We start from the raw sequence: 13,332 nt of genomic DNA, 5'->3' as shown, positions 1-13,332 counted from the left end.
GCTCGCGCACGGCAGCGTATGGCCCTGAAGTGTTCGAACCTTTGTGAAGTCTCATCGCACCCATCTTTCGGGTTCGCAATGATTTCGTGCGCCTCGCCTGAGGCGCTGGGCTTCTGACATGGCGCCCTACATGCAGCAATTCAAAGTGCTACAGCGACCTTTGCGCGTCCAATAAGACGCGCGGCGCTCAAGGCACGCTTGACCTATCTCTGCTGCGGGTCCTTGACGAGTGCTGAAACGCCGACGATCTCGATGCCGCGCCCTTCCGCCTCGCCGGCCCACTGGGCGATGGCGGCCACGCTCTCGTCGAATGCCGAGGCGACACCGATGGCTGTACCGTTGCGCCGGGCGATGCGTTCCAGCTCGTCGAGTTTTTTCAGGATGGCGCTGCGGCTGAGCTCGCTGTCGACGGTCATGTCGGCGAAGCCATGCGGAACGTCAAAGGCATCGGCAAGCTTGCCGGACAGCGATTGCGCCGACGTGCCGTCGTCGAGGAAAAGCACGCCGCGTTTGCCGAGATCGCGCATCACCGGTTCGAGAGCATCGGCATCGGAGAGAAAGCGCCCACCGAGATAGTTCATGATGCCGGTGTAGTTGGTGATCTGCGCCATGTTCTTGTGCAGTTCGGCCAGGTTCTTCGTCGAACCAAGCGAGAGGCGGAGCGCGCGCGGTCCCGGATCGTTGTCGGGGTAATCGAAAGGCTCCATCGGGATCTGCAGCAGGATCTCATGGCCGCTGCGTCTTGCCTCCTGCATCCAGCGCTGCAGGCTGTTGCCGGCGGCGGCAAAGGCGAGGGTGACGTCGGGCGGCAGGTCGCGGATGGCCTTCTGCGTGCCGGTCTGGCTGAGGCCAAGGCCGCCGATCACAAGCGCGATACGGGTGCCGCGTGCACCCGACCAGGGTCGGGCATATTGATCCATCGGCCGCAGCCCGTCGGCGGCGGTGATCGGTAGCCGGCCCTCAGCGCTGTCTTCCAGCAGGTCGTCATTCGGAAGGGCGGCCATGCGCGGGTCCTGGCCGCGGATCGGGCCGACATTGATCAGCGCAGGCCCGCTGCCGTCGCGTTGGCGCGGCGTGAACTTGGTGACGGTCGCGCCGTCGTTTGTCAGGGTTTCCTCGACATGAGCGCCGGAGAAGGCGGTGCCCGGCTTCAGCGTGCCGCCGCTGGTGTTCGATGCTTGCCCGCTTGTGGAATTGGGTGTCTTTTGTGCCGTTTCGGCCGGTTCCGGCCCAACCACACCCGGTTCGGACGCCTGCCTGCGCAACCCATCCGGAGCGACGGCGTTCCAGACGGAAAGGCCGATTATGGAAAGGGCAAAGATGCCGACAAGGGAATAGCTGAGAAGGCAACGACGGTCGCGTCTTGGCGCGGTCTTTTCCCGGCGGTTCTGGCCAAGGGGGGCATTGAGATCTGTTCCCAAACGGAGCCTCGGTCGACCTGAAGGAGAGTTGCCGGTGAGGGATGCGCCGTTTTTAAGAGAATCGGCGGTTTCCGGCAGCACCTGCAGCCCACATAGTATAAAGGCGCCGGGTTGACCAGCCCGGCGCCTTCAATGGCTTACTTCTTGAGCTCTGCCTGCTCCGGGCTTGCCGGGAAGGCCGGATCGGTCTTCTTGCCGCGCAAGAGGTCAAGCGCGTAGTTGAGCTGCAGGTCGTCCTTGGTTTCCGGCGGTACATAGGCGACCGAGCCGGAACCTTCGTCGGTTTCGCTCTGTCCCTGGATGTGGCCACGCAGATCGGATTCGCCCTGGGCTTCGACCCTGCCAAGCAGTTCCGGCGGCAGTGGCTGTTCGACCTTGATGTCGGGCGTGATGCCCGTTCCCTGGATCGATTTGCCCGACGGCGTGTAGTAGAGCGCCGTCGTCAGGCGCAGAGCGCCTGCTTCGCCGAGCGGAATGATCGTCTGTACCGAGCCCTTGCCGAAGGAGCGCGTGCCGAGCACGGTCGCGCGCTTCAGGTCCTGCAGGGCGCCGGCAACGATTTCCGATGCGGAAGCCGAGCCGCCATTGACGAGAACGACCACCGGCTTGCCGTCGGTCAGATCGCCAGGCGTCGCGTTGAAGCGGCGGGTCTCGTCCGGATTGCGGCCGCGGGTCGAAACGACCTCGCCACGCTCCAGGAAGGCGTCGGAAACGTTGATCGCCTGGTCGAGCAGACCGCCCGGGTTGAGGCGCAGGTCAAGGACATAGCCCTTCAGCTTGTCGGCCGGTACTTCGGACTTGATCTTCTCGATGCCCTTCTTCAGGTCGTCGTAGGTCTTCTCGGTGAACGAGATCACGCGAAGATAGCCGACGTCGCCTTCGGTGCGGAACTTGACGGCGCGAACGGCGATCACGTCACGCACGATCGACAGTTCGATCGGCTTGTCGGCGCCCTTGCGCAGGATCGTCAACTTGATCGGGGTGCCGACGGCGCCACGCATCTTCTCGACCGCATCTTCAAGCTTCAGGCCACGAACGTCCTGGCCGTCGATCTTGGAAATGAAGTCACCGGCGAGAACGCCGGCGCGGGCCGCGGGCGTGTCGTCGATCGGGCTCGTGACCTTGACGAGGTCGTCTTCCATCGTCACTTCGATGCCGAGGCCGCCGAATTCGCCGCGGGTCTGGGTGCGCATGTCCTCGGCGTCGGTCGAGTTCATGTAGCTCGAGTGCGGATCAAGCGAAGAGAGCATGCCATTGATGGCATTCTCGATCAGCTTGTCATCCTGCGGAGGGGTGACGTACTGCGCGCGCACGCGCTCAAACACGTCACCAAAAATCGCCAGCTCGCGATAAGTCGAGGTATTGGCCGCGACGGCCGGAACGACAGCCGAATAAATGACGCCCATAGCGGTCGCACCCATCAGCGCCCCGACCAGAACAAGTGAAGCCCTACGTATCATTTCGCGCCTTTCCAACCTCTGCTGCGGTCCACCATGGTCGGGAATCAACCGGTTTTCCGTCTTTTCGGAATTCAATGTAAAGCGTCGGCCGGTCGGTTTCCAGCGCCAAGGCCGCAGCACTTGCGACTCTTTTCGCACCCATCGTCGCAAGCGGTTCACCCGCCACGACAAATTGTCCGGTCTGTACGCTCACCTTCTCCATGCCCGACAGCACAACATGGTAGCCGTCGCCCGGATTGAGAATGATCATCTGCCCATAACTGCGGAAATTGCCTGCATAGACGATCCAGCCATCTGACGGCGCAGTCACCAGCGCGCCGGGGTTGGTTTCCAACATGATCCCTTGCAGGGAGTGCCCTGTACCATCGGCATCACCGAACTTTCGCAAAAGCGATCCCGCGGCCGGATAGGCAAGCTTATTCCTCAGCTCCGAGAACACGTATGCTGGCGCAATGCGGTTTTTGTCGGGCACGGCGCTCCGGGCGAGCTCCCGCGCCGCTTCGCGCTCGGCCTCGCTCATGCGCAGGCGTTCCTCTTCCTGCGCGCGTGCGGCGGCAGCCGCGTCGCGCACCGAAGCGATGTCATTTTCGAGCGAACCGATGAGGCCTTCGAGATTGGTCGCCTGCGAGGCGAGTTCCTGCGCCTTGCGCTGTTCGGCGGCGAGTTCGGCCGCACTTTTCTGGCGCAGTTTTTCCTTTTCGGCCACGAGCATCGACATGCGACGCTCTTCCTCGGCATTGGCCGTCATCGCTGCCGTCAGCTCTTCGCGCTGCTTGCCGATGCCGGTTCTGATATCGGCGAGCGCCTTCAGGTCGGCGACGAGGTTGTCCGTTTCCTCGCGAATTCCGGGTACGACAGCGCCGAGCAGAATGGCGCTGCGAACGGAGCCGAGCGCATCCTCAGGCGTCACCAGGATCGCCGGCGGCGGGTTGCGGCCCATGCGCTGAAGTGCGGCGAGCACTTCGGCAAGCACCCCACGCCGGGCGCGCAGCGATCGGCGCACGGTATCTTCCTTGGAGCGCAACTCGCTCAGCTTCTTCTCTCCATCGACGATCTGCTGCTCCAGACCCTGCCGCTTCCTGGCAGAATCGACAATGGCGGCGCGCAATGCCTCATTGTTTTTGTCGATCTCGGCGATGGTCGCCGCCAGCTCGTCGGCGCGCTCCTGCGACAGCGTGATGGTTTTCGACAGCGCATCGAGCTCGCTGCGGGTGCTGTCTCGACGAAGCGTCAGGTTTGCCGCCGGATCGGGCGGCCCCTGCTGCTGGTCCGCCGCTGATGCCGCTGGCGTCGCCGGTGCATCCTGGGCGGCTGCCGGAAGCGCAGCAACAAGCACAAGCGCCAGCAGCGCCGCACTGCGGCCGGGCCGCCATGCTTCGCCACCGATCTTGCTGAAAGCGCTCATCATGCTTCGGCGCGTCATTCGTCCCTATGCATCCAACTGGAAATGCTTCGCGCTTACTTCCGCCAACCGGAACCGATTTTCGGAAAGCGTCATGCGCAGTTTCAACGTTTCTGAGCGCTCGCCGGGCATCTTTCCCCGGTGCGTGACGCTCTCCTCAAAAAGCCTAATCTGATTTGGCGGATGCGACCAACACATATTCTCGTTATCGCCGGTGCATGGCGCGTCTCAGACACGGTGATAGGGATGTCCGGAAAGGATGGTCACGGCGCGATAGAGCTGTTCGGCGATCAGAATGCGCACCAGCTGATGCGGCCAGGTCATCTTGCCGAGATTGAGCACGGCGTCGGCGCGCGAATGAAGGCCAGGGTCGAGCCCGTCGGCGCCGCCGATCGCGATCATCAGGTCGCGTTTGCCGCTATCGCGAAAACTGCCGAGCAGCGATGCGAAGCCTTCGGAATCGAGCGCCTTGCCGCGTTCGTCAAGCAGCACCAGCAGACTGCCGTCAGTGAGCGCTTTTTCAAGCTGGGCTGCCTCCTCCCGCTTGCGCGTATCGGAGTTGGAGGCGCGGCTTTCGTTGACTTCGACCACGCGGGAAAGCTCGAGACCGATCGCCGGACCGGCCTTGGCAAAACGATCGAGATAGCGGGCCGCAAGATCCTTTTCCGGCCCCGCCTTGAGGCGGCCGACTGCGAAAAGTCCGATACGCATGACCCAATCCGTCTCCGCCTGCGCTGGACCGCACTGCTGCACACCTCCTGAAACCGGGGCCGATTCAAGGAGAAGGTCATGCAGCGCACTAAAGCGTTACAGCGACATTTGCACGTCATGCCAGACGCGGCGCTGCAAGCTACGATCAGTCGCAACAATTATCCTGGCTGCGAACGCCGCTTCGGCGATGACAGCCACATTCCCAATATGTATGATCGCAATACGGTGCGTGCGGCGGCTCAGACGCCCGACGAACCGTGCGATCTCAATGCAGCGTGCCGTCCTCGATCTCCGGTGTCGCCCACATCTTCTCGATGTTGTAGAACTCCCGGATTTCCGGCCTGAAGATGTGAATGATCACATCGCCGGTATCGATCAGCACCCAGTCACCCGTTTCCAGACCTTCGACGCGGGCGTTGCCGAAGCCCTCGTCCTTCAGGTCCGTGGTCAGATGGTCGGCAATCGCCGCCACATGCCTGCTCGATCGCCCGGAGACAACGACCATGAAGTCCCCCAGCGCCGACTTGCCGGCAATGTTGATGGTAACGATATCTTCTGCCTTCGAGTCCTCTAGGCTTTCGAGGACCAGTTGAAGCGCACGGACAGCGGCTTCGTCGCTAGATCCCGTGCTGCGTGGGAACGCGGAGGCCGCATATCCCTTGGCGTGTGCTGTTGTCAGGGTTTTTCCTTTCCAGGTGAACAGAACAGGCACTTCCGATTCGACTGTTTCGCTCGAACCGTCAGTAAATGTAGGCATCAAACCAGAACGGTTTCAAGACACGAGAAATGAATCATTCGATTTCACGCCGTTCTGGCGGATCGAAGTGCCGTCGAACTCATCGAGGAGCGCGGCCCGTGTATGAAGGTCCAGGCGGGTGCCGGGTGAAAAGCAAGGCGCCGGGCATCGTCTTCGTCGATGCGGGCATAGTCGAAAGTCTTGGCCATGCGCGAGGAGAGATAGGCAAGCGTCGAGCCCGGCCGATCGATGACGGCGATCGGAACCGTGCGGGCGATTTTCTGCCAATTCTGCCAGCGGTGAAAGCTGCGCAGGTTGTCGGCCCCCATGATCCAGACGAAGCGGATATCGCGGTTGCGGGCCTTTACCATCTCGAGCGTGCGAGCGGTATAGCTCTGCCCCAGCGCCTTTTCGAAGGCGGTCACCTTGATGCGCGGATTCGGGGCGATCTTCTCGCTGAGCGCGATGCGATCGGCAAGCGGCGCCAGATTATTGTGGTTCTTCAGCGGGTTTCCGGGGGTGACCATCCACCAGAGCTGGTTGAGGCCGAGGCGCTGGATCGCCGTTTCGGCGACCAGCACATGCCCCTGATGCGGCGGATTGAACGAGCCGCCGAACAGGCCGACCACCATGCCGCTTTCGACATGGGGCATGCGCAGATAGCGGCCGTTCACTTCGCTGGACGTCACGTCAGGGCCTGACCTGTCCGGCGCCGCGCACGCGATACTTGAACGATGTCAGCTGCTCGACGCCAACGGGGCCGCGGGCGTGCATCTTGCCGGTGGCAATGCCGATCTCGCCGCCCATGCCGAATTCGCCGCCATCGGCAAACTGGGTGGAGGCATTGTGCAGCAGGATGGCGGAATCGATTTCGGCGAAGAAGCGCTCGACGACATCGGCATCCTCGGCGATTACCGCCTCGGTATGCGCCGAGGACCAGGTGTTGATATGTTCGATCGCGCCGGAAATCCCGTCCACCAGTCGGACAGAGATGATCGCGTCGAGATATTCCGTCGACCAATCCGCGTCCGTCGCCGGCCGCAAGCCATCGATGGTTCCGGCAAGCTCTTCGGACACCCGCACTTCGCAGCCGGCTGCGAGCAGCGCCTGAAGTAGCGGCCTTGCCAGCTTGTCCGCAGCATTGCTGTCGATCAGCAGTGTCTCGGCGGCACCGCAGATACCAGTGCGGCGCATCTTGGCATTGACGACGATCTTTTCGGCCATGGCGAGATCAGCGGATGCGTCGACATAGATGTGGCAGAGGCCTTCGAGGTGGGCGAACACCGGCACGCGCGCCTCGTTCTGGACCCGTGCGACGAGGCTTTTTCCGCCGCGCGGAACGATGACGTCGATCGTGCCACCGAGGCCCGAGAGCATGGCGCCGACGGCAGCGCGATCGGCAACCGGCACCATCTGGATCGCATGCTCGGGCAGGCCAGCAGCCTTCAGGCCTTCGACGAGGCAGGCATGGATGGCGCGCGAGGAATGGAAGCTGTCGGAGCCGCCCCGCAGGATGACGGCATTGCCCGCCTTCAGGCACAGTGCACCGGCATCTGCCGTCACGTTCGGGCGGCTTTCGTAGATCACGCCGATGACGCCGAGCGGCGTACGCACGCGCTCGATGTGCAGGCCATTGGGGCGATCCCACTCGGCAATGACGTCGCCAACCGGATCCTTGAGGTCGGCAATCGCGCGAATGCCGTTGGCCATGTCGCGGATCCGGCTCTCCGTCAGCGTCAGGCGGTCGATGAAGGACGCGGCGATGCCGGACTGGCGGGCGTTTTCAAGATCGATCGCGTTGGCGGCAAGAATCTCGTCGCGGCGATTGACGATGATCTCGGCCATGGCAACGAGGGCCGCATGCTTGCGTTCGGCGGTGGCGACGGCAAGCGGCCGGCTTGCCGCCTTCGCCTGGCGGCCGATCTCCAGCATGACGCCTTCGACGTCATCCTTATTCCTGACTTCATCAAGCATGGACTTCATCCCTCCGGCCGTCCTTCTCGTCGGCGCGCTTGCCGGTCATCACCAGATCGTCGCGATGCACCATGGCGGCGCGGCCGGCATAGCCGAGGATCGCCGCGATCTCTGCGGATTTCTTGCCGGCGATCTGGCGAGCCTCGTCGGCGTCATAGCCGGCAAGACCACGGGCGATTTCGCGGCCCGCTGCGCCGAGAATGGCAATGGTGTCGCCGCGGCTGAAGGTGCCCTTCACTTCGCGCACGCCGGCAGGCAGCAGGCTCTTGCCGGAGCGCAGCGCCTCCTCGGCGCCGGCATCGATGGCGAGCGTGCCGGCCGGCAGCAGCTGCCCGGCAATCCAGGTCTTGCGTGCGGTCACCGGTGAGCCCGATGGTGCAAACCAGGACGAGCGAGCGCCTTCCTCGATGGCCGCCAGCGGATGGTTGGGTTTGCCCGAGGCGATGATCATGGAGCAGCCGGCGGTGGTTGCGATCTTGCCGGCATCAATCTTGGTGCGCATGCCGCCGCGCGACAGCTCGGAGGCAGCCCCCCCTGCCATCGCCTCGATCTCGGGCGTGATCTCCGCGATCGTGTCGAGGAAACGGGCATCGGGGTCGAGATGCGGCGGCGCCGTATAGAGGCCGTCGATGTCGGAAAGCAGCACCAGGAGGTCAGCGCCGACCATGGTGGCGACGCGGGCGGCCAGGCGGTCGTTGTCGCCATAGCGGATTTCGGTGGTCGCCACCGTATCGTTCTCGTTGATGATCGGCACGGCGCCGAGCTTCAGCAGCTGGTTGATCGTGGCGCGGGCATTCAAATAGCGTCGACGCTCCTCGGTGTCGCCGAGCGTCAGTAGCACCTGGCCGGCGACGATCGCGTCTGTCGAAAGACTTTCCGACCAGGCGCGGGCAAGCGCGATCTGGCCGACGGCCGCGGCCGCCTGGCTTTCCTCGAGTTTTAGCGCGCCAGAAGGGAGTTTCAGTACGGTGCGGCCGAGCGCGATGGCGCCGGAGGAGACGACGAGCACGTCGACGCCCTTGGCCCTGAGGGCGGCGATGTCGGCACACATGGCGTCGAGCCAGGCCTTTTTCAGCCCGGTCGCGCGATCGACCAACAGGGCCGACCCGATCTTGATGACGACCCGGCGATACTTCTGAAGCGGCTTGCGGGTCTTCGTCATGTCAGGCGGTCTCTTCTCCGGACTTTGCCGCGACAATGACGGTGCGTAGCGCCCGCAATGCCTCGGTCATGCCCTTGCTGGTGGCGGCCGAAAGCAGGAGAGGCTGCTCGCCGCAGGCCTTTGCCAGCGCCTTGGCCTTCACCTTCAATTCGTCCTCGTCGAGCACGTCGATCTGCGACAGCGCGACGATCTCGGGTTTGTCTTCGAGCCCGCCGCCATAGGCTACGAGTTCGTGTTTCACGGTCTTGTAGGCCTTGGCGACGTCTTCTTCCTGGGCCGAGACGAGGTGAAGCAGCACGCGCGTGCGCTCGACATGGCCGAGGAAACGGTCCCCGATACCAACGCCTTCATGCGCGCCTTCGATCAGGCCGGGAATGTCGGCGATGATGAACTCGTTGCCGTCGATGGTGGCGACGCCGAGGTTCGGGTGCAGCGTGGTGAAGGGGTAATTGGCGATCTTCGGCCGCGCCCGGGTGCAGGCGGCAAGGAAGGTCGATTTGCCGGCATTGGGCAGGCCGACGAGGCCGGCATCGGCGATCAGCTTCAGCCGCAGCCAGATGGTTTTTTCTTCGCCTTCGAGGCCGGGGTTGGCCCAGCTTGGCGCCTGGTTGGTGGCGGACTTGAAATGGGCATTGCCGAAGCCGCCATTGCCGCCGGCGGCAAGCCGGTAGCGCTGGCCTTCGGCGACCATGTCGACGATCAGCGTCTCGCTGTCTTCCTCGAAGATCTGGGTGCCGACCGGAACCTTCAGCGTCACGTCGGCGCCGCCGGCGCCCGTGCGGTTGCGGCCCATGCCGTGCGTGCCGGTCTTGGCCTTGAAGTGCTGCTGGTAGCGGAAGTCGATCAGGGTATTGAGGCCGTTGACCGCCTCGACCCAGACGTCGCCGCCGCGGCCGCCGTCGCCGCCATCAGGTCCACCGAATTCGATGAATTTTTCACGACGGAACGACACGGCGCCTGCGCCGCCGTCGCCGGAGCGTATGTAGACTTTCGTTTCGTCTAGAAATTTCATTGGACTGCCATCTGTTCGGTGTATTTGCGCGGTCGTATTTTGCCGCCATCGATATAGGCGGTTCATCCGGAGGTCAAAGAATATCGTGCGTTTTGCCAGCTACAACATCCAATACGGCATCGGTCTTGACGGCCAGTTTGAACCCGAGCGCATTGCTGCGTCGCTTGGCGGCGCCGACATCATCGCGCTGCAGGAAGTGACACGCGGTTTTCACCGCAACGGCCACGTCGATCTGGTTGCCCGTTTCGAAGCGCTCTTCCCCGGTCATTTCTCAGCCTTTCATGCCCCTTGCGACATCGATATCGGCTCTTCGATCGAGGGCGGCCGCGCCGTCAACCGGCGCTTCCAGTTCGGCAACATGATCCTGTCGCGCTGGCCGATCCTGTCGACCCGGTTGATATCGCTGCCGCGCACCCGGACCATCAGCCCGATGAACCTGCAGCGCGGCGCCACCGAAGCGCTGGTCGCCACGCCGGGCGGGCCGCTGCGCGTCTATTCCGTGCATCTCGACCATGTGCTTCCCGCCGAGCGCATCGCCCAGATCCGCTTCCTCAAGGAGCGGCTGCTCGGCTATCCGCTTGAGGGCGGCGGCATTACCGGGGCTGCCGATTTCGGTCTTGCTGAGCCGCCGCATCCGGAGGATTTCGTCGTCATGGGCGACTTCAACATGGAGCCGGAGACGCCGGAATATTGCGCGATGGCCGGCTCGCGCGACGCTTATTACGGACGCTCGCTTCGGCTCGAAAATCCGGTCGACGTGCTCGCCCATCTCAACCGGCTGACGCCGGAAAGCTATAGCTGGGTTCATCCCGACAATCCTCAAAAGCGCATGCATCTCGACTATGGCTTCATCAGCACCGGCCTGGTGCCGCAGCTGAAGGACGCCTGGACCGATTACGACGCCAAGGGGTCCGATCATCTTCCTGTTGGTTTTGAACTCGCTTGACGAATATCCCCGCAAAGGCATGGCTTCGCGGGGATTGTTTCTTCAGTGTGGCCGGCGCAGATCTGCCGCGCTCAGCCGGGTCTCGATATGGGCGACCATGGCATTGCGGGCGAGCGCATAGATCTGGCTGCAGCCGGTGATCTGGAAGCCGAGCTTTTCCTGGACCTTGAGCGACCCCGGATTGTCGGCGAAGACGCCGGAATGCAGGGTCGTTTCCGGCATGCGCCGGAAGAAGCGCTCGATCGCCGCATAGGCTGCTTCGCTCGCCAGGCCCTTGCCCCAGTAGAACCGGTTCAGCCAGTAGCCGACATGCCATTGGCCGTGCCTGAGCTCGATGCCGATGCAACCGATATGCACGTCGTCGCCGGTGGTGATCGCCAGCGTCCAGTCGGGGGTGAGTCCCGAGGTCTGGCTTGCCAGCCAATCGAGCGCATCCTGCTGGTCGTAAGGTGCAGGCACACGCGAGAGCATGCGCGCCACCTGGAAATCGCCCAGCGACTGAGCGATCGCCTCGGCATCGCTTCGGCTGTGGGGCCTCAGCACCAGCCGCCTGGTTTCGATGACCGGGCAGGGCCCGGGGCCGGGACGGATCGCGGTGCGCGAGCGTTCGGAGGTGAGCGCGTTCATCGCATGCCTCCCCAGCTTCTGAGCGAAACCCAGGTCTTGCGGTCGAGCCGATACCATTCGACAGAGATCGAGCCGCCGAGCGCCAGGCTGCCGACCATGCCGCTGCCCTGGAACTGGAAGCCGCACTTCTGGATGACCCGGCGCGAGGCGAGGTTCATGACCCGGCAGCGCGCATCGATCTGGTCGATGTCACGGGTGCGAAAGGCCATGTCGGTGAGCGCCTGGGCAGCCTCTGTGGCATAGCCTTGGTTCCAATAGGGTTCGCCCAGCCAGTAGCCGAGTTCCGCCGTCTTGCCATCGGGGTGCGGCTCGATACCGCAACAACCGAGGAATGCGCCATTATCCGCTTTGGTAATCGCGTAGACGCACTTGCCAATCGTGCCGGCTTTGGCGCGTCGCACGAAATCGGCGGCATCGGCCGTCGTATACGGGTGCGGCATGCGCGAGACCATGGTGGCGACATTGGCATTGTTGGCAAGATGGGCAAGGGCGTCGATATCGTCTTCATGGGGCGCGCGCAGAACGAGCCGGGGTGACAACAATATCGGGCAATCGGTCCTTGACCGTTGGGGCCTCAGCCTTTGTTCGGGAGACCGTGATTGGTCTTCCCTCAGTAGCTCGGTTTGCATGGTTCGTCCTCCAGAAACGAAAAAAAGGGGAGTTGGGTATTGCCCCATCTCCCCTTTTTAGGTCTGGCTTGGAACCGTTAGGTGCGTCAGCCGGGTCGATGAGACGCCGGCTGTTTTAGAGCGCTACCGGCTTATTCCGCTGCTTCCGCTTTCGGCATTACAGACACGTACACGCGGCCATTGGCCTTCGTACGGAAGTCCACGTTACCTGCCGTAAGCGCAAAAATCGTATGGTCCTTGCCGAGGCCGACATTGGCGCCCGGATGCCACTTGGTGCCGCGCTGACGCAGAATAATGTTGCCGGCGATGACCTTCTCGCCGCCGAACTTCTTCACGCCAAGGCGCTTGGACTCGGAATCGCGACCGTTGCGCGACGAACCGCCAGCTTTTTTGTGTGCCATTGGTGTTCTCCTTTAAACCTTCGATCCCAAAACTCAGTTTGCAGCTTCAGCGGCGGCTTCAGACTTCTTGGAAGCCTTCTTTGCCTTGCCACCGGCAGCAGCGATGTCCAGGATGCGGACGGTCGTCTGGTGCTGGCGGTGACCGCGCGAGCGCTTGGAGTTCTGGCGGCGACGCTTCTTGAAGGCGATGACCTTCTTGGCGCGGCCCTGTTCAACGACTTCGGCGCTGACAACGGCACCTTCGACAAACGGAGCGCCGATGGTTGCATCGGCGCCGACGCCGACCATCAGGATCTCGGTGAATTCAATCTTGTCGCCTGCTACGCCTTCCAGCTTTTCGATGGTTACGACGTCGTTGGCTGCCACGCGGTACTGCTTACCGCCGGTCTTGATGACTGCGAACATTCTTTATCCTTTCATGTTCGGGCCGGCTCTTTACCCCAGGGGCAAGGCCGTCTTTTTGTCAGTCGACATTTTTAGCAGAACTCCGGGATCATTCCCGAAGCCCTGCCGGTGAATGGGCGCAAATCACACCCGCTGCGGTGAGGGCAAGCCACACCACTTCATTGCGCGAATTACGGGAAACGCGCTCCTCTGTCAAGAAGAAGGCACTCGCCGCATTGGATAATCTTCACCGAGGCCCTTGCCAGCACCCGAATCTGCCGCTATGAACCCGACCGCGCCGAACAAGCGCCGACCGACTATGCGGAGAGGTGGCAGAGTGGTCGAATGCACCGCACTCGAAATGCGGCATACCTGCAAGGGTATCGTGGGTTCAAATCCCACCCTCTCCGCCATCGGGACTTCAATCCTGCTTTAGCCCGAATTCCTCCCAGCTCGCCAGAGTAGCT

The 13,332-nt window shown here is 62.9% G+C and carries 14 protein-coding genes and 1 tRNA gene; 2 read left to right on the top strand and 13 right to left on the bottom strand.

Translation table 11 applies throughout. The features are described 5' to 3' along the window. Window positions 1-203: 203 nt before the first annotated feature. The 9 genes from ASD03_RS33320 to obgE form a co-directional block, all read right to left on the bottom strand. Entirely contained in the window at window positions 204-1,421 is a 1,218-nt protein-coding gene (locus tag ASD03_RS33320; protein WP_057218351.1) for a divergent polysaccharide deacetylase family protein, read from the bottom strand. 137 nt (window positions 1,422-1,558) lie between these two features. Then, window positions 1,559-2,881 carry a S41 family peptidase gene (locus ASD03_RS33315; RefSeq protein ID WP_025425130.1) on the bottom strand — a complete coding sequence of 441 codons (1,323 nt, stop codon included), beginning with the start codon at window positions 2,879-2,881 and terminating at the stop codon, window positions 1,559-1,561. Continuing rightward, complete coding sequence (locus tag ASD03_RS33310; RefSeq protein WP_025425129.1) at window positions 2,871-4,289, bottom strand: murein hydrolase activator EnvC; 1,419 nt, start codon at window positions 4,287-4,289, stop codon at window positions 2,871-2,873. Before ASD03_RS33310 ends, ASD03_RS33315 begins: the two co-directional genes overlap by 11 nt. A gap of 222 nt (window positions 4,290-4,511) precedes the next feature. Further along, window positions 4,512-4,994, bottom strand: coding sequence for a 23S rRNA (pseudouridine(1915)-N(3))-methyltransferase RlmH (gene rlmH, locus ASD03_RS33305; protein WP_025425128.1), 483 nt, complete (start codon window positions 4,992-4,994; stop codon window positions 4,512-4,514). A 265-nt stretch (window positions 4,995-5,259) separates the two neighbouring features. Continuing rightward, on the bottom strand, window positions 5,260-5,751 hold the full coding sequence (rsfS, locus tag ASD03_RS33300) for a ribosome silencing factor (protein WP_025425127.1): 492 nt from the start codon (window positions 5,749-5,751) through the stop codon (window positions 5,260-5,262). Between the two features lie 44 nt (window positions 5,752-5,795). After that, a complete protein-coding gene (locus ASD03_RS33295) occupies window positions 5,796-6,404 on the bottom strand; it encodes a nicotinate-nucleotide adenylyltransferase (RefSeq protein WP_025425126.1) in 609 nt (202 codons plus the stop codon). Between the two features lie 16 nt (window positions 6,405-6,420). After that, the gene (locus tag ASD03_RS33290; protein ID WP_025425125.1) at window positions 6,421-7,704 is read right to left on the bottom strand and encodes a glutamate-5-semialdehyde dehydrogenase; all 1,284 of its coding nucleotides are present in this window, start codon (window positions 7,702-7,704) and stop codon (window positions 6,421-6,423) included. Further along, complete coding sequence (proB, locus tag ASD03_RS33285; RefSeq protein WP_025425124.1) at window positions 7,697-8,866, bottom strand: glutamate 5-kinase; 1,170 nt, start codon at window positions 8,864-8,866, stop codon at window positions 7,697-7,699. The genes ASD03_RS33290 and proB overlap by 8 nt, the downstream gene beginning before the upstream one ends. A gap of 1 nt (window position 8,867) precedes the next feature. Next, entirely contained in the window at window positions 8,868-9,878 is a 1,011-nt protein-coding gene (gene obgE / locus ASD03_RS33280; RefSeq protein WP_057210849.1) for a GTPase ObgE, read from the bottom strand. A gap of 85 nt (window positions 9,879-9,963) precedes the next feature. Here obgE and ASD03_RS33275 point away from each other — a divergent pair, with 85 nt between their 5' ends. After that, a complete protein-coding gene (locus tag ASD03_RS33275; protein ID WP_025425122.1) occupies window positions 9,964-10,824 on the top strand; it encodes an endonuclease/exonuclease/phosphatase family protein in 861 nt (286 codons plus the stop codon). A gap of 42 nt (window positions 10,825-10,866) precedes the next feature. Here the strand turns inward: ASD03_RS33275 and ASD03_RS33270 are convergent, their stop codons facing one another. The 4 genes from ASD03_RS33270 to rplU form a co-directional block, all read right to left on the bottom strand. After that, window positions 10,867-11,451, bottom strand: a complete 585-nt coding sequence (locus ASD03_RS33270; RefSeq protein WP_025425121.1) for a GNAT family N-acetyltransferase — start codon at window positions 11,449-11,451, stop codon at window positions 10,867-10,869. Continuing rightward, the gene (locus tag ASD03_RS33265; RefSeq protein ID WP_025425120.1) at window positions 11,448-12,080 is read right to left on the bottom strand and encodes a GNAT family protein; all 633 of its coding nucleotides are present in this window, start codon (window positions 12,078-12,080) and stop codon (window positions 11,448-11,450) included. Before ASD03_RS33265 ends, ASD03_RS33270 begins: the two co-directional genes overlap by 4 nt. A gap of 131 nt (window positions 12,081-12,211) precedes the next feature. After that, the gene (gene rpmA, locus ASD03_RS33260; protein WP_025425119.1) at window positions 12,212-12,481 is read right to left on the bottom strand and encodes a 50S ribosomal protein L27; all 270 of its coding nucleotides are present in this window, start codon (window positions 12,479-12,481) and stop codon (window positions 12,212-12,214) included. A gap of 33 nt (window positions 12,482-12,514) precedes the next feature. Beyond that, window positions 12,515-12,886, bottom strand: coding sequence for a 50S ribosomal protein L21 (rplU, locus tag ASD03_RS33255; RefSeq protein ID WP_025425118.1), 372 nt, complete (start codon window positions 12,884-12,886; stop codon window positions 12,515-12,517). A gap of 302 nt (window positions 12,887-13,188) precedes the next feature. Between rplU and ASD03_RS33250 the strand changes: the two genes are divergently transcribed. Next, window positions 13,189-13,278, top strand: a tRNA-Ser gene (locus ASD03_RS33250). Window positions 13,279-13,332 lie beyond the last annotated feature (54 nt).

The sequence above is a fragment of the Ensifer sp. Root127 genome, assembly GCF_001425225.1.
In the GTDB taxonomy this organism is placed as follows: Bacteria; Pseudomonadota; Alphaproteobacteria; order Rhizobiales; family Rhizobiaceae; genus Ensifer; species Ensifer canadensis.
Note: the sequence above shows the minus strand (reverse complement) of the source record. Positions and strands in the feature narration are given on the sequence as shown.

Excerpts from the sequence above, each read along its gene's own strand:
- ASD03_RS33315 (WP_025425130.1), bottom strand. The coding sequence starts at position 2,881 with ATGATACGTAGGGCTTCACTTGTTCTGGTCGGGGCGCTGATGGGTGCG.
- ASD03_RS33310 (WP_025425129.1), bottom strand. The coding sequence starts at position 4,289 with ATGATGAGCGCTTTCAGCAAGATCGGTGGCGAAGCATGGCGGCCCGGC.
- rlmH (WP_025425128.1), bottom strand. The coding sequence starts at position 4,994 with ATGCGTATCGGACTTTTCGCAGTCGGCCGCCTCAAGGCGGGGCCGGAA.
- rsfS (WP_025425127.1), bottom strand. The coding sequence starts at position 5,751 with ATGCCTACATTTACTGACGGTTCGAGCGAAACAGTCGAATCGGAAGTG.
- ASD03_RS33290 (WP_025425125.1), bottom strand. The coding sequence starts at position 7,704 with ATGCTTGATGAAGTCAGGAATAAGGATGACGTCGAAGGCGTCATGCTG.
- proB (WP_025425124.1), bottom strand. The coding sequence starts at position 8,866 with ATGACGAAGACCCGCAAGCCGCTTCAGAAGTATCGCCGGGTCGTCATC.
- obgE (WP_057210849.1), bottom strand. The coding sequence starts at position 9,878 with ATGAAATTTCTAGACGAAACGAAAGTCTACATACGCTCCGGCGACGGC.
- ASD03_RS33270 (WP_025425121.1), bottom strand. The coding sequence starts at position 11,451 with ATGAACGCGCTCACCTCCGAACGCTCGCGCACCGCGATCCGTCCCGGC.
- ASD03_RS33265 (WP_025425120.1), bottom strand. The coding sequence starts at position 12,080 with ATGCAAACCGAGCTACTGAGGGAAGACCAATCACGGTCTCCCGAACAA.
- rpmA (WP_025425119.1), bottom strand. The coding sequence starts at position 12,481 with ATGGCACACAAAAAAGCTGGCGGTTCGTCGCGCAACGGTCGCGATTCC.
- rplU (WP_025425118.1), bottom strand. The coding sequence starts at position 12,886 with ATGTTCGCAGTCATCAAGACCGGCGGTAAGCAGTACCGCGTGGCAGCC.